Annotated in this window: 16 protein-coding genes; 6 read left to right on the top strand and 10 right to left on the bottom strand. The window is 74.3% G+C overall.

Features of this window, described 5'->3' with window-relative positions; genetic code table 11:
* The first annotated feature begins 95 nt into the window (after nucleotides 1–95).
* Nucleotides 96–1556 (top strand): MFS transporter, encoded by a 1461-nt coding sequence (locus PAI11_RS04635; RefSeq protein ID WP_007571334.1) that lies wholly within the window; start codon nucleotides 96–98, stop codon nucleotides 1554–1556.
* A gap of 102 nt (nucleotides 1557–1658) precedes the next feature.
* On the opposite strand, the gene PAI11_RS04630 is transcribed toward PAI11_RS04635, so the two are convergent.
* Entirely contained in the window at nucleotides 1659–1967 is a 309-nt protein-coding gene (locus PAI11_RS04630) for a hypothetical protein (protein ID WP_007571332.1), read from the bottom strand.
* A gap of 227 nt (nucleotides 1968–2194) precedes the next feature.
* The gene (locus PAI11_RS04625) at nucleotides 2195–2815 is read right to left on the bottom strand and encodes a PASTA domain-containing protein (RefSeq protein WP_244406510.1); all 621 of its coding nucleotides are present in this window, start codon (nucleotides 2813–2815) and stop codon (nucleotides 2195–2197) included.
* A gap of 83 nt (nucleotides 2816–2898) precedes the next feature.
* On the opposite strand from PAI11_RS04625, the gene PAI11_RS04620 reads away from it, so the two are divergent.
* Nucleotides 2899–3294, top strand: a complete 396-nt coding sequence (locus tag PAI11_RS04620) for an MmcQ/YjbR family DNA-binding protein (RefSeq protein WP_007571330.1) — start codon at nucleotides 2899–2901, stop codon at nucleotides 3292–3294.
* 38 nt (nucleotides 3295–3332) lie between these two features.
* Nucleotides 3333–3611: a glutathione S-transferase N-terminal domain-containing protein gene (locus PAI11_RS04615; protein WP_007571329.1), complete on the top strand. Its 279-nt coding sequence runs from the start codon at nucleotides 3333–3335 to the stop codon at nucleotides 3609–3611.
* Nucleotides 3612–3668: 57 nt separating this feature from the next.
* Here PAI11_RS04615 and PAI11_RS04610 read toward each other — a convergent pair whose 3' ends face one another.
* From PAI11_RS04610 to mgrA, 4 genes are all read right to left on the bottom strand, one after another.
* Nucleotides 3669–4373 carry a uracil-DNA glycosylase gene (locus PAI11_RS04610; RefSeq protein ID WP_007571328.1) on the bottom strand — a complete coding sequence of 235 codons (705 nt, stop codon included), beginning with the start codon at nucleotides 4371–4373 and terminating at the stop codon, nucleotides 3669–3671.
* A gap of 164 nt (nucleotides 4374–4537) precedes the next feature.
* On the bottom strand, nucleotides 4538–5689 hold the full coding sequence (locus PAI11_RS04605) for an alcohol dehydrogenase catalytic domain-containing protein (protein ID WP_040598386.1): 1152 nt from the start codon (nucleotides 5687–5689) through the stop codon (nucleotides 4538–4540).
* Nucleotides 5686–6333 (bottom strand): putative glycolipid-binding domain-containing protein, encoded by a 648-nt coding sequence (locus tag PAI11_RS04600; RefSeq protein WP_007571326.1) that lies wholly within the window; start codon nucleotides 6331–6333, stop codon nucleotides 5686–5688. Before PAI11_RS04600 ends, PAI11_RS04605 begins: the two co-directional genes overlap by 4 nt.
* Nucleotides 6334–6390: 57 nt before the next feature.
* Nucleotides 6391–7449: an L-glyceraldehyde 3-phosphate reductase gene (gene mgrA, locus PAI11_RS04595; RefSeq protein ID WP_007571325.1), complete on the bottom strand. Its 1059-nt coding sequence runs from the start codon at nucleotides 7447–7449 to the stop codon at nucleotides 6391–6393.
* A 90-nt stretch (nucleotides 7450–7539) separates the two neighbouring features.
* On the opposite strand from mgrA, the gene PAI11_RS04590 reads away from it, so the two are divergent.
* Nucleotides 7540–9099, top strand: a complete 1560-nt coding sequence (locus tag PAI11_RS04590) for a spermidine synthase (protein ID WP_138974100.1) — start codon at nucleotides 7540–7542, stop codon at nucleotides 9097–9099.
* Between the two features lie 112 nt (nucleotides 9100–9211).
* Here the strand turns inward: PAI11_RS04590 and PAI11_RS26800 are convergent, their stop codons facing one another.
* Together PAI11_RS26800 and PAI11_RS04580 are read right to left on the bottom strand one after the other, a co-directional pair.
* Nucleotides 9212–9781: a TetR/AcrR family transcriptional regulator gene (locus PAI11_RS26800; RefSeq protein ID WP_007571323.1), complete on the bottom strand. Its 570-nt coding sequence runs from the start codon at nucleotides 9779–9781 to the stop codon at nucleotides 9212–9214.
* Nucleotides 9778–10578, bottom strand: coding sequence for an MBL fold metallo-hydrolase (locus tag PAI11_RS04580; RefSeq protein ID WP_007571322.1), 801 nt, complete (start codon nucleotides 10576–10578; stop codon nucleotides 9778–9780). The genes PAI11_RS26800 and PAI11_RS04580 overlap by 4 nt, the downstream gene beginning before the upstream one ends.
* A 290-nt stretch (nucleotides 10579–10868) precedes the next feature.
* Between PAI11_RS04580 and PAI11_RS04575 the strand changes: the two genes are divergently transcribed.
* On the top strand, nucleotides 10869–15773 hold the full coding sequence (locus PAI11_RS04575) for an NAD-glutamate dehydrogenase domain-containing protein (RefSeq protein WP_170320680.1): 4905 nt from the start codon (nucleotides 10869–10871) through the stop codon (nucleotides 15771–15773).
* A gap of 6 nt (nucleotides 15774–15779) precedes the next feature.
* Here PAI11_RS04575 and PAI11_RS04570 read toward each other — a convergent pair whose 3' ends face one another.
* Together PAI11_RS04570 and PAI11_RS04565 are read right to left on the bottom strand one after the other, a co-directional pair.
* Nucleotides 15780–16289, bottom strand: coding sequence for a GNAT family N-acetyltransferase (locus PAI11_RS04570; RefSeq protein WP_007571320.1), 510 nt, complete (start codon nucleotides 16287–16289; stop codon nucleotides 15780–15782).
* Nucleotides 16290–16332: 43 nt separating this feature from the next.
* On the bottom strand, nucleotides 16333–16893 hold the full coding sequence (locus PAI11_RS04565) for a hypothetical protein (RefSeq protein ID WP_007571319.1): 561 nt from the start codon (nucleotides 16891–16893) through the stop codon (nucleotides 16333–16335).
* Between the two features lie 140 nt (nucleotides 16894–17033).
* Here PAI11_RS04565 and PAI11_RS04560 point away from each other — a divergent pair, with 140 nt between their 5' ends.
* A complete protein-coding gene (locus tag PAI11_RS04560) occupies nucleotides 17034–17690 on the top strand; it encodes a hypothetical protein (RefSeq protein WP_007571317.1) in 657 nt (218 codons plus the stop codon).
* The last annotated feature ends 15 nt before the right edge of the window (nucleotides 17691–17705 follow it).

Genomic DNA, 17705 nt, shown 5'->3' with positions numbered 1-17705 from the left:
GGATTTGGCCGCTATGTCCCATACGGTCGCGCCGTATCGTCATCTCGTCGTAGCGATTCCGTTCCGACGCATCAGATCCCAGGAAGGCCGTACCCATGGCACCAGTCTCCGGACGCAGCAAGGGCTTCGCGCTCGCGCTGCTCGCCACCGTCCAGTTCATCGTCGTGCTCGACGCGTCGATCGTCAACGTGGCCCTGCCGTCGATCGACGACGACCTGGGGCTGGGCAGCAACCTGTCCTGGATCGTCAACGCCTACACCCTCGTCTTCGGCGGCTTCCTGCTGCTGGGCGGGCGGCTCGCCGACCTGCTCGGCCGCCGGCGCCTGTTCATGACCGGACTGGTCCTGTTCGCGTTGGCGTCGCTCGTCGGCGGCCTGGCGTCGTCGTCGGAGATGCTGATCGCGGCCCGCGCGGTCCAGGGGCTCGGCGCGGCGCTGGTCTCGCCGGCGGCGCTGTCGCTGGTCACCACGACCTTCGCCGAGGGCGCGGAGCGCAACAGGGCGCTCGGCGTCTGGGGCGCGGTCGCCGGCTCGGGTGGCGCCGCGGGCGTGCTGCTCGGCGGGATGCTGACCGAGTGGGCCGGCTGGGAGTGGGTGCTGTGGGTCAACGTGCCGCTGGCGCTCGGCGCGGCGGCGCTGGCGCCGCGGCTGCTGGCCGAGAGCCGCGACGAGGCCGAGCACCGGCACTTCGACATCGCGGGCGCGGTCTCGGTGACCGGCGGCCTGGCGCTGCTCGTGTTCGTCCTGGTCCGGGCCAACGAGGTCGGGTGGGGCTCGACCCAGACGATCCTCCTGGGCCTGGTCTCGCTCGTCCTGCTGGCGGCGTTCGTCGCGATCGAGCTGCGGCAGCGGCGTCCGCTGGTGCCGTTCTCGATCTTCTCCAACCGGACGCTGACCGGCGCCAACGTGATCGGCCTGCTGACCGGCATGGCGCTGTTCTCGATGTTCTTCTTCATCACCCTCTACATGCAGCGGGTGCTGGGCGAGGACGCGCTGCACACCGGCCTGGCCTACCTGCCGCTGTCGGTCGTGATCATCCTCTCCGCGGGAGCCGCCTCGGCGCTGGTGACGAAGGTCGGCTTCAAGCCGACGATCATCGCCGGTCTGCTGCTGACGGCGGGCGGGCTGCTGTGGTTCTCCCAGGTCTCGTGGCCCGGCGGCTCGTTCTCGGCTGACGTCCTCGGGCCGTCGATGGTGGCGGGCGCCGGGCTCGGCATGACGTTCGTGCCGATGACGATCGCGGCAGTCAGCGGCACCGATCCGGACGAGGCCGGCCTGGCCTCGGGCCTGATCAACACCGCCCAGCAGGTCGGCGGCGCGCTCGGCCTGGCGATCCTGATCACGATCTCCAGCTCGCGGACCGACGACCTCCTGGGAACCGGCGGGGACCCGAAGGTGGCGGCGACCGAGGGGTTCCAGAACGCCTTCCTGGTCGGCTCCGGGTTCGCCCTGCTCGGAGCGATCCTGGCGTTCGTCCTGCTCTCGACCCAGGCCAGCCGCGCGCACGCGGCGGCGGCCCGGGCGGGCGAGGTGGAGACCGTCCCGACCGCGATCTGAGGGCGGCGCAGGCCGATTCGGGACGCGCGGCGTCCCGGATCGGCGTGCCGCGGGCGGCGGTGGCGAATCGGGACGACTGGCGTCCCGGATCGCCCGACCCGGCTAGCGGCGGCGGGCCCGGACCCGCCAGCTGCGGGGCCGGTGGACGACCCGGACCTCGACCCGCGCGGGGCGGCTGGGCGCGGCGAGCGACAGGAAGTCGCGGACCGCGGCGCCGTGGCCGCAGAGCGGGCAGCCGATCGCGTCGGCCGGGGACATCGGTCCTGGCCCCGGCGCGACCGGCGCGTCGCAGATCGGGCAGGCCAGCGTCCCGATCCCGAGCACCCCGTTGTGGGTGTCCGGTCGCAGGTCGCCGGTGCGCGACCGGCGGCCGACGGGCTCGGAGTCGGAGAAGGCGCGATCGATGCCCACGGAGCGAGTGTAGGCAGGTCGCGATCGCGGGCCGTGGGGATGGGGCTGGCGGGAGGGCCGGTCGCGCGGTCGGACGGCGAGTGGCGAGCGCGCAAGATCGTCGTCTCGGCGCGCGGGTGAGGACGAGATGGCGTTCGTGCGGCGCGGAAACGTCGAATCGTCATCCTGAGCGGGGGCGCCGGCCGAGATGACGATTCGACGCGCTCGTCGACGGCTCGCTGCGGACGTCAGCGCGGGCCGAGGAGCAGGGTCACACGGGCCCGGGTCAGAAGGATCGGGCAGGGGAGCCGGCGGCGCGGGGTCGAGCGGGGCAGGTTCCCGGTGGCACGGAGCGATCCACCGGCCGGCGGATCCTGGCCGACCACGACGCCTTCACCCTGCCGCGCGGTCGCGACCCGGACACCTCGACCGCAGAGGACGTCGATCGCATCGTCCCGGCTCAGGCCCACCACCCGCGGGACGTGGATGCGGCCGTTAGGTCCGGCGCCCTGTCCCCCGAAGCCCCGCCTCCGCTGGCGGCCCACGACGCGCCTCCCGGCCAGCGGGCGCGACAGGCGGAGGGTCACCGGTCCGTCGTGTCGCGCGATCGCGGGGCAGATCGCGGCCTCACCATTGACGATCGTCCGCTCGGTGCGCGTCGAGGAGACCTCCACCGCGTCGTCGGTCTCCGCCACCACGCGGGCCTGCGGCGGGCCCGCGTCGCAGCCGCCCCAGCCGCCGGGATCGATCCGCAGTCCTCGCTGGTCGGCGGTGATGCCGATCAGCGACCAGTGCTGGAGGGACGTCCGCTGCTCTTCGGGGAGCAACACGAACCGGATCGCGTAGCCGCCGACCGCCATGCCGATCATGAGCAGCACCACGATGATCGCCCGGCGCCTCAAGGTCGGTCAGGTTCGCAGACCGGGACGCGACACCGCGTAGGCTGCGCCGCATGCCGACCTGGGACGACGTCCGCGCCATCGCGATGGCGCTGCCCGAGGCGACGGAGCGGCGCTCGCGGGACCTGCTCCAGTGGCGGGTGAAGGAGAAGCTGTTCGCCTGGGAGCGGCCGTTGCGGCGGTCCGACCTGGAGGCGCTCGGTGACGATGCGCCGGACGGGCCGATCCTCGGGGTCCGGGTCGAGCACCTGGATCTGAAGGAGGCCCAGCTGATGACCGATCCCGAGGTCTGCTTCACGACCCCGCACTTCGACGGCTACCCGATCGTGCTGGTGCGCCTGGATCGCGTCACCCGCGACGGGCTGCGGGACCTGATCGTCGACGCCTGGCTGGCCCGGGCGCCGAAGCGGCTCGTCGATGCCTACGTCCAGGCGTCCGACGGCGGGTAGGCTCGCGCCCGTCCCCGAACGGCGAAGGACGACCGACGATGCCCGAGACCCCGACCCTGTACGTCTGTCACGGCGACGACAGCGGACCGCGCTTCCACCCCTGCGGGCGGGTCCAGGCCGCCCTCCGCGAGGCGGGGATCGAGTACGAGAAGGTGATCGCCGGCCACGGCAGCCCGATCCCGTTCCTGCGCAAGGGCTCCAGCGACGAACTGGAGCAGGCGACCGGCGCCAGCAAGCTGCCGGCGCTGAAGCTCGCCGACGGGACCGTGATCACGCACTCGAAGGCGATCCTGGGTTGGGTGGCGCGGCAGCGCTGAGCGACGCCCGCGGCTGCCGCTCACGGCCGCGGGCGGCAGCCGCTCGGCGTCGGAGCCCTACGGCAGCCGCCAGTCGAACGGCGGCCCCCCGAGCTCGACCAGCGCCTGATCGGTGCGGCTGTAGGGCCGCGAGCCGTGGAACATCCGGGCCGACATCGGAGACGGATGGGCCGCGGTCACCACCCGGTGGCCGTCCAGCGGCAGCCGCTGCACGACGTTCTGGGCGTGGCGGCCGAGCGCCAGGAAGACCAGCCCGGTGCGAGCGGTCGCCAGCCGCCGCAGCAGCTCGAAGGTGACGTCGTGCCAGCCCGCTGCGCTGTGCGACGCCGGCGCGTTCGGCGCCACGGTCAGCGACGCGTTCAGCAGCAGTGCGCCGGCCGACGCCCACGGCGTCAGGTCGCCGCTCGAGGGCAGCGGCAGCCCCAGGTCGGCCTGCAGCTCGGTGAACATGTTCCGCAGCGACCCCGGCACCGGCGCCTCGGGCGTGACCGCGAACGCCAGGCCGATCGGGACGCCCGGCGTCGGGTAGGGATCCTGGCCGCAGAGGACGACCCGCACGTCGTCGGGCCCGACCAGCTCGAGGGCCCGGAAGACCTGCGCCCGCAGCGGCTGGATCCGCCGCCCGGCCGCGACCTCGCCGCCGAGGAACGCCTCGACCCGCGCCAGCGCCGCGCGGTCGACGTAGGGACGCCAGGCCTCCGGCACCTTCTCGGCCAGGTCGACGGGCGGGGGAGCGGCGGGCGGGGGCGGGGTGGTGCTCACGATCGGTGGCTCGTGGTCGGGTGGGTGGTCAGGAGCGGCGCAGGCCGTCGAATCGCCGGGTCATCGACGCCGGATCGGCGAGACGGCGACTCGACGGCCCCGGGCCGGTCGATCGTCGTCTCGCGTCGCCGGCCGCGACGAGATGGCGACCGTCGGCGGCACCGTCAGGCGAACTCGATGATCGAGCGGATGCCGTCTTGGTGGTGCATCAGGTCGAAGCCCTCGTTGACCTGGTCGAGTGTGATCCGGTGGCTGAGGAGCGCCGGCACGTCGACGTCGCCGCGCAGCCAGCGGTCGACGAGCTGCGGGACCTGGGTGCGGCCCTTGACGCCGCCGAACGAGGAGCCGGTCACGCGGCGGCCGGTGATCAGGAACCGCGGCACGATCTCGAGCGTCTCGCCCTTGCCGGCGACGCCGATCATCGTTGCCAGGCCCCAGGCCTCGCGTGCGGCCTCGACGGCCTGGCGCATCACGCCGACGTTGCCGGTCGCCTCGAAGGTGTAGTCGGCGCCGAAGCCGTCGGTGACGCTCTTGATCCACTCGACGGCGTCGGCGGTGATCGTGCCGTCGGCGTTGGTTCGCGGCTCGCCGGCGACCGGTCCGGCGACGATCAGGTCGGTGGCGCCGTGGTGCTTGGCCATCGCCAGCCGCTCGGCCGACAGATCGACCGCCACGATCCGCGACGCGCCCTGGATCCGCGCGCCCGCGATCGCGCCGAGCCCGACCAGGCCGCAGCCGAAGACCGCGACGGTGCTGCCGGCCTCGACTCCGGCGGTGTAGATCGCCGCGCCGAGCCCGGTCGAGAGGCCGCAGGCGAAGATCGACGCGCCCTCCAGCGGTGCCGCCTTGTCGATCTTGGCCAGCGCGATCTCCGGCATCACGGTGTACTCGGCGAACGTCGAGGTGCCCATGAAGTGCCGCAACGGCTGGCCGTCGCGCGACAGCCGCGTGGTGCCGTCGGGCAGGTAGCCCGCGTTCTGCTGGTCCCGGATCGCGGTGCAGCGATTCGTTCGCGGGCTGCGGCAGTGCACGCACTCGCCGCACTCCGGCGCGAACAGCGTGACCACGTGGTCGCCCGGCCCGACCAGCGTGACCCCCGGCCCGACCCGCTCGACGACGCCCGCTCCCTCGTGACCCAGCACGCACGGCGCGTAGCCGGTCGGGTCCGCGCCCGACGCGGTGTAGAGATCGGTGTGGCAGACGCCGCAGGCAGCCAGCCGCACGAGCACCTCGCCGACCCTCGGCTCGGCCAGATCGACCTGCTGAATCGCGAGCGGCCGACCAAACTCCTCCAACACAGCGGCACGGATCTTCATCGGGACTCCTTCGTCGGGGGTACGCGCGCGCCGGTGACGACCCGGCGCGCGAGCTGGGGGTACTCGACGACCAGACCGTGGCGGTCCAGTCGCAGGTCGGCGGTGAAGCCGTGGGACTCGTCGTCGTCGAGCGAGGTGAAGCGGACGCTGCCGTCGGCCAGGTGCTCGTAGCGCTGCTGCGAGCGATGGACCGCCAGGTCGGGCAGCGAGACCCAGGCGACCGCGATGTCCTCGCGTCCGGGCCGGCGGTCGAGCTGGTGGCGGCGCACGGGCATCAGGTTCGTCAGGGGCGAGAAGGCCAGGTCGCAGTCCAGAGCGCCCCGCAGGAGCGCGGTGTCGGCGGCGGGCGCGGGCAGGTCGACGTCGCCGAAGGTGCGCGTCTGCGCCACCCACGTGCCGCCCGCGTCGCGGGTCAGGACCAGGTCCCGGGACCAGCCGGCGCCGGTGACGTAGACCTCGAGCTGGGCGGTCGTGAAGCCGCGGCCCGCGTCGAGCACGTAGTCGGCGCGGTACGGCAGCGGATCGGCGCCGATCTGCGTGCCCTCGGCGCGTACGCCGTCGTCGTCCAGCTCGATCGTCGCCAGCTCGGCGCGCCAGCCGCCGACGCCCTCTTCGAGCCCCTTCCAGGTGACGGCGATCGGCACGACCGCGACGCTATCGCCTGGCGCCGCGGAGAGCGGCGCGCCGCGCGCCGGTCGCGCTCACTCCTCGTCCAGCTCCGCCGACCCGGCCCACAGGTTCAGGTGGCCCTCGCGGGCGTGCTCGTCGATCGCGGCCAGCTCGTCGTCGCCGAACTCGAGCCCGGCGAGGGCCCCGAGCGAGTCCTCCAGCTGGGCCACCGAGCTGGCGCCGATCAGGGCGCTGGTCACGCGCTCGTCGCGCAGCGTCCAGGCGATCGCCATCTGCGCCAGCGACTGCCCGCGGCCACTGGCGATCTCGTTCAGCGCCCGCACGTGGTCGAGGTTCTGCGCCGAGAGGTGGTCGGGCAGCAGCGACGCGTCGCGGCTGGCGCGCGAGCCCGCGGGGACGCCGTCCAGGTAGCGATCGGTCAGGACGCCCTGGGCGAGCGGGCTGAAGGCGATGCAGCCGACGCCCTCCTCGGCGAGCGTGTCCAGCAGCTCGCGCTCGACCCAGCGGTTCAGCAGCGAGTACGAGGGCTGGTGGATCAGCAGCGGCGTGCCGAGCTCGCCGAGGATCTGGGCGGCCTCGCGCGTGCGCTCGGGCGAGTACGACGAGATCCCGACGTAGAGCGCCTTGCCCTGCTGGACCGCGCTGTGGAGGGCGCCGCAGGTCTCCTCCAGCGGCGTGTCGGGGTCGAAGCGGTGGCTGTAGAAGATGTCGACGTAGTCGATGCCCAGCCGCCGCAGCGACTGGTCGAGGCTGGACAGCAGGTACTTGCGCGAACCGAGCTCGCCGTACGGCCCCGGCCACATGTCCCAGCCGGCCTTCGAGCTGATCAGCAGCTCGTCGCGGTAGGGCCGCAGGTCCTCGCGCAGGATCCGGCCGAAGTTCGTCTCGGCGCTGCCGTACGGCGGGCCGTAGTTGTTGGCCAGGTCGAAGTGGGTGACGCCGAGGTCGAACGCCCGCCGCAGGATCGCGCGCTGGACGTCGATCGGCCGGTCGTCGCCGAAGTTGTGCCAGAGCCCGAGCGAGATCGCCGGCAGCCGCAGGCCGCTGGTGCCGGTGCGGCGGTAGGGCATCCGCCCGTCGTAGCGGTCGGGGTCGGCGCGGTGCGGATCGTGGATCGGCGCGGGGGACATCGCTCCATCATGCCGATGGCGCGGGCGCTCCTCGACGGGACGGGAGCAGGGCGGCGCCCGCGCTGGCGGGTCGCCGCTATCGTGGCCGCGGTGCGCAGCCTGCCCCTGTTGGTGTTCGTCGTCGGGGCCGGGGCGCTCGGCGCGGAGATGGCCGCGGCCCGCCTGCTGGCGCCCTACTTCGGCGACTCGACGCTGATCTGGGCCAACACGATCGGCGTCGTGCTGGTCTCGCTGTCGGCCGGCTACTGGCTCGGCGGGCGGTTCGCCGACCGTCACCCGGAGGAGCCGCGGCTGCGGGTCCTGGTGCTCGTGGCGGCCAGCCTGATCGCGGCGATCCCGCTGGTCAGCGGCCCGTTCCTGCACCTGGCGGTGCGGGCCTTCGACCAGATCGACGCCGGTGCGTTCGTCGGCTCGATGCTGGGGATGCTGGGGCTGATCGCGGTCCCGCTGGTGCTGATCGGCGCCGTCTCGCCGTGGGCGCTGCGGCTGGCGGTCCGCGACGTCGCGCATGCCGGCCGGATCGCCGGGCGGCTGTCGGCGATCGGGACGGCCGGCAGCCTCGTCGGCACCTGGGTCTCGTCGCTGCTGCTGATCCCGTTCGTCGGCACCCAGCGGACCTTCCTGGTGCTGGCGCTGGTGATCGCCCTCGTCGCGACCTTCGGCCTGCCGCGCCGGGCGCTGCTGGTCCCGGTCGTGATCGCGGCGCTGATCGCGCTGCCGCCCGGGGTCACCAAGCCGGCCGAGGACGGCGATCGGGTGCTCGCCGAGGCCGAGACGACCTACCAGTACGCGCGGATCGTCGAGCACCGGACCGTCGACGGCGACGGCGGGCTGCCGGCGGCGACCGAGCGGCGGCTGGAGCTCAACGAGGGGCAGGCGATCCACTCGGTCTGGCGCGCCGACACGGTCCTCACCGGCAACTACTGGGACGCCTACCAGGTGCTGCCGTTCGCGGTTGCCGACGGTCCGGTCGGGCAGCCGACCTCGCCGCCGCGGCGGGTCGCGATGCTCGGCAACGCGGGCGGGACCGTCGGCCGCGCGCTGCTGCACTTCTTCCCGCGGGTCGTCGTCGACGGGGTCGAGATCGACGGCAAGGTCTCCGAGCTGGGGCGCACGTGGCTCGGGATGCCGAAGGGCCCGCGGATGAACGTGATCACCGACGACGCGCGGCCGTTCCTGCGGGGCGCCGCCGATCGCGGGCGCGACGCCGCCAAGCGCTACGACGTGATCGGGATCGACGCCTACCGCCAGCCCTACATCCCCTTCTACCTGACGACGAGGGAGTTCTTCGCGCTGGCCGGGGCGCGCTTGACGCCACGCGGCGCGGTGATCGTCAACGTCGGGCATCCCGAGAGCAGCGACAGCCTCGAGCGGGCGCTGGCGGCGACGCTGCGGACGACCTTCCCGACGGTCCTGCGCTACCGGATGACCGACACCAACACGCTGCTGCTGGCGACCCGCGCGCCGGCCTCGGCGGACCAGCTGCGGGCGACGATCCCGACCCTGCCCCGCGAGCTGCGGCCGATCGCCGCGCGGGCGGCGAACGGCCTCGTCGACGCTTCCCACGGGGGACCGGTCTACACGGACGACAAGGCGCCGGTCGAGTGGCTCGTGGACGGCTCGATCGTGCAGTACGCGGTCGGCGACTGACCGAGGTGGCGTCAGCTTCAGGCGTCGCGCACGAGGTGGCGTCGATCGACCGCGGATGCCGCGGCGTGCTGACGCCACCTGCGCGGCGGCCAGGCCAGCTGACGCCACCGCCTCAATCGACCTGCAGCAGCGCCTCCAGCTCGGCGAGGAACGCCTCGGCCTCGCCAGCGTCGGTCAGGCCGGCGGCGGGGCGGCGAGCGAGCTGGGCCATCCCCAGGTAGGCGCTGTAGGCCAGTCGCGCGCGCGTCCGCGCCCGGGCCGCGGGCAGCCCCAGGTCGGCGAAGGCGCGCTCCAGCATCGCCAGCCGCCGGACGGTCGCCCGTTCCAGCGCCGCGGCCACGTCGGGATCCTCGTCGGCGGCCATCAGCTTGGTGATGACGGTCGGCTGCAGCTCGACGATCGCCAGCCGCAGCAGCGACCGCAGCCGCTCGCGGGGGTCCGGGATCGCCTCGAAGCGCGCGGACTGGGCGACGACGAACCGCTCCTCCCAGAGGCCGAGCGCCGCCCGCAGCAGCGCCCGGCGGTCGGCGAAGTGGTGGTAGAAGCCGCCCTTGCTGACGCCCAGCCGCCGGGCGACCGGCTCGACCGCCAGGCCGGCGACGCCCGACTCCTCGATCGTGTCGAGCGCCGCCTGAACCCAGGCCTCGGGCGTGGTCCGCGTCGGTCGTCCGGCCCGGGTCACACGACCAGCGTGGTCGGCTCGCCGATCTTCAGCCAGCGGACGTGGTCGCGGACGGCCGGCGGCGCCGCGTCGAAGACCGGCTGGGCGCGGTCGCGGCCCTGGCGGAAGTGCTTCCAGCCCTCGTAGTGGATCGGCAGGATCGTCTCGGGCGACAGCAGCCGCGACAGCTCGACGCCCTCCTCCGCGGTCATCGTGTAGCGCAGCGGCCCCGAGACCGGGAACCGCACGCCGCCCAGGTGCAGGATCGCGGTGCCGACATCGAGCCGATCGGCGACCTCGCGGACGCCGTCGTAGAGGACCGTGTCGCCCGAGATCCACAGGACCCCGTGCCGCTGACCCTCCCAGCGCAGCGAGAACCCGATCACGTCGCCGACGATCGGCTTGCTGCCGGGCGGTCCGTGGCGGCAGGGGGTGGCGGTGATCTCGATCGTCTCGCGGCCGTCGGCCTCCAGGCGGGTGGTCTGCCAGTTCGCCAGGCCGACCGTCTTCAGGCCGGCCAGCCGCTTGGCGCCGGCGACGGTCGTGATCGTGGTCCCGACCGACGGCAGCATCGCGCGGCCGGCGGGGTCGAGGTTGTCGTCGTGATGGTCGTGGGTCAGCAGGACGGCGTCGATCCGGCCCAGGTCGGCGACCGAGATCGCCGGGCCCGCGAGCTTCTTCGACATCGTGCCCCAGCCGAAGAAGTAGCGCTTGCCCGGCGGGTCGAAGGTCGGGTCGGTCAGCAGGCGCCAGTCGCCGATCTCGATCAGGGCGGTCGGTCCGCCGACGTGGGTGATCCGAACCGGTGGTGCGGTCATGCGGAGGTCCTCTCGGGAGGCTCGGTGGTGGCTTCGAGGGCCGGCGGCGACCAGCGCCGGAGGGCGCCGGAGCCCCGCCGAACGGCAATTCATACGGTCGCGTACAAAATACCATCGACAAGCATCGCGATGGGAGATCTCGGCCGCCGGCCGCGGTCGCCGCGCTCGCGGGCGGCGAGCGGCGGAGCGGCCGCATGCAGCCGCTCGTGCATGGTCACCGAACGGTGACCCGGCGCGCGATCGGCGCGTTAGTGTCGGCCGGCGTGGCGATCGAGCAGACGGAGGCGGGCGTGCAGCACGATTCGACGGTCGAAGCGGTCCTCGAGCAGGTGGCCGAGGAGCACGACGGCCGGCGGGACGCGCTCTCGACCCTCGCCCGCGAGTACCTGCGACGCGAGTCGGCCGGCGGCGAGGCGCTCGACCCCGAGGCCGAGGCGGCGACCGTCCGCGGGCTGCTCCAGCTGGCGGACCAGCGCGGCACGGCGACGGCCAGCGTCCGCGCCTTCACCCCGTCCCAGCGCGAGCACGGCTACGAGACCGCCGGCAGCGTGCTCGAGACCAACGTCCCCGACCAGGCGTTCCTCGTCGACACGATCACCGAGCAGGTGCGCGCCCACGGCCTCCAGCCGCGCGTCGTCCGCCACCCGGTGGTCGGCGTCGTGCGCGACGGCCATCACCGGATCACCTGCATCACGACGATCGGCGAGGACCCCGCGGCGCGGGCCGAGTCGCTCGTCCACATCGAGCTCGACCGGCGGCTGACGCCCGAGGAGGTCGCCGCGCTGGAGGACGACGTGCGTGGCGCGCTCGGCGCCGCACAGCGCGTCGTGGCCGACTTCCCGGCGCTGCAGGAGCGACTGCGGGAGATCGCCGGCGCGATCGCGGCGCAGGGCGACGGGGTCGCCGAGGGCGACGTCGGGCCGACCTCGGGATCGTCGACCCGGGAGGAGCCCGAGCAGGATCCCGACGACGACCCCGACGAGGTGGCCGCGTTCCTCGAGTGGCTGGCCGAGGACAACGCCGTGCTGCTCGGCGCCGTCGACCACGACCTCGAGGACGGCACGCCGATCGCCGGCAGCGAGCTGGGGCTGCTGGTCGAGGAGCAGGCCCGCCAGGCCGGCCGCGAGCCGATCGAGCCGCCAGCGCCCGGCACGCTCGAGCGGCTGCGGGCCGGCGACCTGATCAGCATCGGCCACACGGTCGCGCTGTCGCCGGTCCACCGGCGGGCGCGGATGGAGGACGTCGCGATCCGCGGCGTCGGCGAGGACGGCCGGCCGCTGCTGCGGCGGCTGGTGCTGCTGGTCGCGTCACGCGCCTACGCCGCCCCGGCCAGCGAGACGCCGCTGCTGCGCGGCACCCTCCACCGGATCCTCCGCGACGAGCAGGTGCTGCCGGGATCGCACGACTGGAAGGCGATCGTCGCGCTGTTCGACAGCTTCCCCAAGGACGAGCTGTTCGCGCTGCCGGCGGCCGACCTGCGGCGGACGCTGATGGGGTTCGTCGACCTCGGTCCGGGGCGGGTCGCGCTGCGGGCGCGGGTCGCGGCCGACGGGCGCACCGGCACCGTCGTCGTGGCGGTGCCCCGCAGCTCCTACGACGCGTCGGTCCGCGATGCCCTGCGCGAGCTGGCCTGCCGCTCGTTCGGCACCGACCGTGTCGCCACCCACGAGGTCCTGCGCGAGGGCGACCACGCCTACCTGCACCTGCAGCTCTACGACCCCGAGGGGCTCGACGACGTCCGCGCCGAGGCGCTGGAGCAGGCCGCCGCGCGGCTGGCCCGCAGCTGGGACGACCGCCTGGCCGAGGCGCTGATCGCCCGCGGCGGCGAGGAGCGCGGCCGGGTCCTCGCCGCTCGCTGGGCCGGGCGGCTGCCGGGGCAGTACAAGGCCGGCCTGGACCCGGTCGCCGCCGTCCACGACGTCGAGGCGCTGGAGGAGCTGACGAGGGGCGGCGCCGAGCTGCTGGTCGCGCTCAAGCACGAGGCGCCCGACGACCGCCCGGCGGCGGGTCGCGTCGGGGCGGCGGGGATGACGCGGGTCGCGTTCCTCGTCCGCGGGCCGAAGGTCGAGCTGTCGCGCGCGATGCCGATCCTCGAGCACCTGGGCCTGCACGTGGTCGAGGAGCGCCCGACCCAGCTGCGCTCCGGCGACGAGATCTGGATCCAGGACTTCGGGGTCCTGGGCCCCGACGGGCGCCCGCTCGACCTCGACGACTGCGGCGACCGGGTCGCGGCGGCGATCACCGCGGCCTGGCGCGGCGAGACCGAGTCGGACTCGCTCAACCGGCTGGTGGTCGTGACCCCGATGGGCCACGAGCGGCTGGAGGTCCTGCGGGCCTACCGCCGCTACCGCCAGCGGATCGGCTCGCGCTTCACCGAGGGCTACCAGAACGACGTGATCGTCCAGCACGCGGCGATCACCGAGAAGCTGGTGCGGCTGTTCGAGCTGCGGTTCGGCGCACCGGCCGCCGACGGCAGCGGCGGCCCGGACGCCCCGCGCGACGAGCCGGCCGAGCAGGCGCTGAAGGTCGAGATCCTGGCCGACCTCGACGAGGTCCCGTCGCTGGACCACGACCGGATCCTGCGCAACCAGCTGCAGATGATCGAGGCGACCTACCGGACCAACGCCTACCGGCCGGGGCGCCAGGCGCTCGCCTTCAAGCTCAAGAGCGCCGAGGTCCCGGCGATCCCGCACCCGACCCCGCTGTGGGAGATCTACGTCCACGGCCTGGACGTCGAGGGGATCCACCTGCGGGGCGGGATGATCGCCCGCGGCGGCCTGCGGTGGTCGGACCGGATGGACTACCGGACCGAGGTCCTGGGCCTGATGCGGGCCCAGATGGTCAAGAACTCGGTGATCGTGCCGGCCGGGGCCAAGGGCGGGTTCCTGGTCCGCAATCCCCCCCGACCCGCCGCGGCGGCGACCGACCACGCGCGGCTGCGCGAGGCGGTCCGCGAGGGCTACGTCCACTTCATCAGCGCGCTGCTGGACGTCACCGACGACCTCCGCGCCGGCGCCGTCGTCCACCCGACGGGCGTGCGGGTGCTCGACGGCGACGACCAGTACCTGGTGGTGGCCGCCGACAAGGGCACGGCGACCTTCTCCGACACGGCCAACGAGATCGCGGTCGCGCGCGGCTTCTGGCTCGGCGACGCGTTCGCCTCGGGCGGCTCGGCGGGCTACGACCACAAGGTCCTCGGGATCACCGCCCGCGGCGCCTGGGAGTCGGTCAAGCGCCACTTCCGCGAGATCGGCGTCGATCCCGAGCGCGACCCGATCACCGCGGTCGGCATCGGCGACATGTCGGGCGACGTCTTCGGCAACGGGATGCTGCTGTCGCGGTCGCTGCGGCTGATCGCCGCCTACGACCACCGCCACGTCTTCGTCGATCCGGATCCGCGCGACGTCGCGGCGTCGTGGAGCGAGCGCAAGCGGCTGTTCGAGCTCGGCCGCTCCAGCTGGGACGACTACGACCGGGCGCTGATCAGCGAGGGCGGCGGCGTCTTCCCGCGGACGGCGAAGAGCGTGCCGATCAGCGACCAGATGCGGTCGGCGCTCGGGATCGAGGATGCCGAGCTGCCACCGAGCGAGCTGATCCGGGCGGTCCTGCGGGCGCCCGTCGACCTGCTGTGGAACGGCGGGATCGGGACGGTCGTGAAGGCGTCGCACGAGCGCGACTCCGACGCCGAGGACCGGGCCTCGGACAGCATCCGGGTCGACGCCGCCGACCTGCGGGCGCGGGTGGTCGGCGAGGGCGGCAACCTCGGCTTCACCGCGGCCGCCCGGATCGAGCTGGCGGCCGCCGGCGGGGCGATCAACGCCGACTTCATCGACAACTCCGCCGGCGTCGACTCCTCCGACCACGAGGTCAACCTCAAGATCCTGCTCGACAGCGCCGTCCGCCAGGGGCTGCTGGCGGCCGAGGAGCGCAACGGGCTGCTGGCCGCGGTCACCGACGAGGTCGTCGAGCACGTGCTGGCCAACAGCTTCGCCCAGGCGCGGGTGCTGACCCAGGAGCAGCGCAAGGCCAGCGACCGGACGCTCGCGGCCGAGGAGCTGATGACCGCGCTCGAGGAGGAGAAGCAGCTGGAGCGGGCGACCCACGGGCTGCCGTCGGCCGACGAGCTGGCCGACCGCCGGGCCGCCGGTCGCGGCCTGACCCGGCCGGAGCTGTCGGTGCTGGTGGCGCTGGCGAAGATCAGCATCACCCGGGCGCTGCTGGACTCGCCGTACCCCGACGAGCCGGCGCTGGTGCCGGACCTGGAGGCGTACTTCCCGGCCTCGTTCGTCGAGCGCTTCGGCACGACGATCGGCGAGCACCCGCTGCGGCGCGAGCTGCTGGCGACGCTCGCCGCCAACGAGATCGTCAACACGATGGGACCGACGTTCGTCGCCCGCCGGGCGGCCGAGTTCACGATCCCGCCGTCGCGGGTCGTGCGCGGCTTCCGGGTCGCGGTCGGGGCGACCGACGCGCGGCCGCTGTGGGACGGGCTCGACCAGCTGGAAGGGGTCGCCCCGGACGTCGTCTGGCAGCAGCGCGCCGAGGTCGACGACCTGATCCGCGCGACCAGCCGCTGGCACGTCGCGCACGCCGACGACGACCTGGCGGCGACGATCGAGGCCCACCGCGAGGGCACGCGGGCGATCCGCGAGCAGCTCGACGCGCTGGTGCCGAGCGATCGCCGCCGGCGCCGGGTCGAGGACGCGATCGCGGCCGGCGTCCCGCGCGAGCTGGCGCGCGAGATCGCCGCCGGGCGGGCGCTGCTGATCGCCCCGCACATCGTCGACGGCGCCCGCGCGATCGGGCGATCGGTGCTCGACGTCGCCGTCGCCACCCTCAGCACCGAGCGGCTGCTCGGCCTCGAGGTCCTGCAGCAGACGATCGACGACCTGCCGCTGCCCAACCGGATGGTGCGCTGGGCGACGCAGGCGCTGCGCGACGACCTCTTCGAGGCCCGCGCCACGATCGCCCGCAGCGCGCTCGGCGAGCACGGCGACGTCGCGCCGGTGACCGCGGTCGATGCGTTCCTCGCCGCGCGGCCGGCGACGGTCGGGCGGCTGCGGTCGTACCTGCGCGAGCTGTCCCCGGACGTTCGCGGGTCGGCCGCCGGCAGCGCCGTGGCGGCACCGGTCCTGGCGATCCGCCAGCTGCAGGCGATCGGCGAGGCGGCGGCCGAGCCGGAGCGGGCGGCCTGAGCGCCGCTAGCCGGCGCCCAGCTCCTTGGCGAACATCGCCACGCCCTTGCCGCTGGCCCCGGTCCGGCGCTCCAGCTCGACGTAGCCGCGGTCGCGGTGGAAGGCCAGCGACGGCGGGTTGACCGGGTCGCTGTCGACCTCGCAGAGCATCCGCCCGTGGGGGAGGGCGATCCGCTCGGCGGCGTCGTAGAGCAGGCTGCCGACGCCGCGGCGGCGGGCGCCGGCGGCGACCGCGATCCGGTCCAGGTAGAGGAACCGCTCGTAGCGCTCGGCGAACCAGCGGTAGTGGTCGCTGTCGTACGCGGTCCCCTCGGGCAGGGCGATCGCGAAGCCGGCGATCGCGCCCGCCGGGTCGACGACCACCAGCGGCGCGCTGGCGAGGCCGGCGATCCACGCCAGCCGCGGACCGTCGAGCGGGCTGAGGACGGCGACCGAGTCCTCGTTCAGCGCCAGCACGGCGGGGTGGTCGGCGACCGTCATCGGCCGCACGCGCAGGCGCGGGTCGGGCGCGCTCATCGCCGTCCTCGGTCGCGGGTCGATCGCGGCGGCGCGGCCGCCATCAGTGGGCGCCGCCGGAGGACACGGCCGGCGGGCGCGACTCCTCGGCCAGCGAGGTGATCACCAGCGGGCCCTGGGCGGAGGCCTCCAGCACGTCGCCGGCCTCGTCCTGCGAGCGGGCGTAGAGCTCGACCAGCAGGTGGACGACGATCTGGTCGCCGTCGTGGGTGTGGAAGCGCACGTGGCTGAAGAACTCCTGGGTCCCGGCCTCGCCGAGGGCGGCGAAGCTGAGGGCGTCGCCCGCCTCGGGGCCGGAGCAGGTCTCGACCTCGTCGGCCGGCACCGTGACGGTGCAGGAGGCGACCCAGGGCGTGCCCATCACCAGCCGCTCCCAGCGATCCTCGTCGGCGACCAGGCGGCCGTCGCGGAAGATCATGTGGGGCTGGTCGTGCATGCAGTCCAGGCACTGCACCACGGCCTCCTGGTGCTCCTCGACGGCGTGCACCGGCGTCCCGGTGGTGGCGTCGACCCGGTGGATGCCGTCGTAGTGGACGTGCAGCTCCAGGGACGTCGACCAGCAGCGGTAGCAGCGCATCCACGGCAGCGTCCCGGTCTCCGACATGCCGCCATCGTACGCGCCGCGGCGTCCGGGGATCGGTCCGCGTCCCGATCGCCGCGACCGTACGGTCGATCCTGCGAGGGCCGTCGGCGTTGTGACGCGAACCCGATCCCCGCCGGCGGCCCTGTCGCTACGCTGCCCCGGTGCGCCGCCGCATCGTCACCGGGCTGCTGGCCCTGCTCGCCGTCGCGATGATCGTCCTCGCGATCCGCTCGTGGACCACCGACGAGCGGGATCGCGCCCGCGCCGCCGTCGAGCGGTTCGGGGCCGCGGTCGCGGCCAAGGACTACGGCACGATCTGCCAGGGCCTGCTGTCGAGCCAGCTCAAGCAGGGCCTGGAGCAGGTCGGCCTGCCGTGCGAGCAGGCGCTGCGCGAGGGGCTCGGAGCGGTCCGCGCGCCGCGGCTGACCGTCGACAGCGTGGTGGTCGTCGACGACCGGGCCAGCGCCGCGATCCACACCGGCGCGGCCGGGCAGCCGGCGTCGCGCGACGTCATCCAGCTGCGCAAGGAGACCGGCGAGTGGCGGATCTCCGCGCTCGGCGCGCCCGGGCGGCAGTCGGCGCTCTCCGCTCCCCCGACCGGCACCACCGCGACCAGCGCGACGACTCCGGTGCCGCCGGGGACGCCGGGCGGCGGGGCGATCGTCCTGCCCGATCCCGACGCCCCGGTCAACGGCGCGGTGACGACGCCGCCCGGGCGGCTGACGGCGGCCGAGAAGCGGCGGCTGAAGCGGCGCCAGGCGCGGCAGCGGCGGCTCGAGCGCCGCGCGCTGCGCGAGCAGGCCAACCACGGGCAGTAGGCCCGCGGCGCCGGT

The sequence above is a fragment of the Patulibacter medicamentivorans genome, from assembly GCF_000240225.1.
Classification (GTDB): domain Bacteria; phylum Actinomycetota; class Thermoleophilia; order Solirubrobacterales; family Solirubrobacteraceae; genus Patulibacter; species Patulibacter medicamentivorans.
This window is presented reverse-complemented; position numbering and strand designations above follow the sequence as displayed.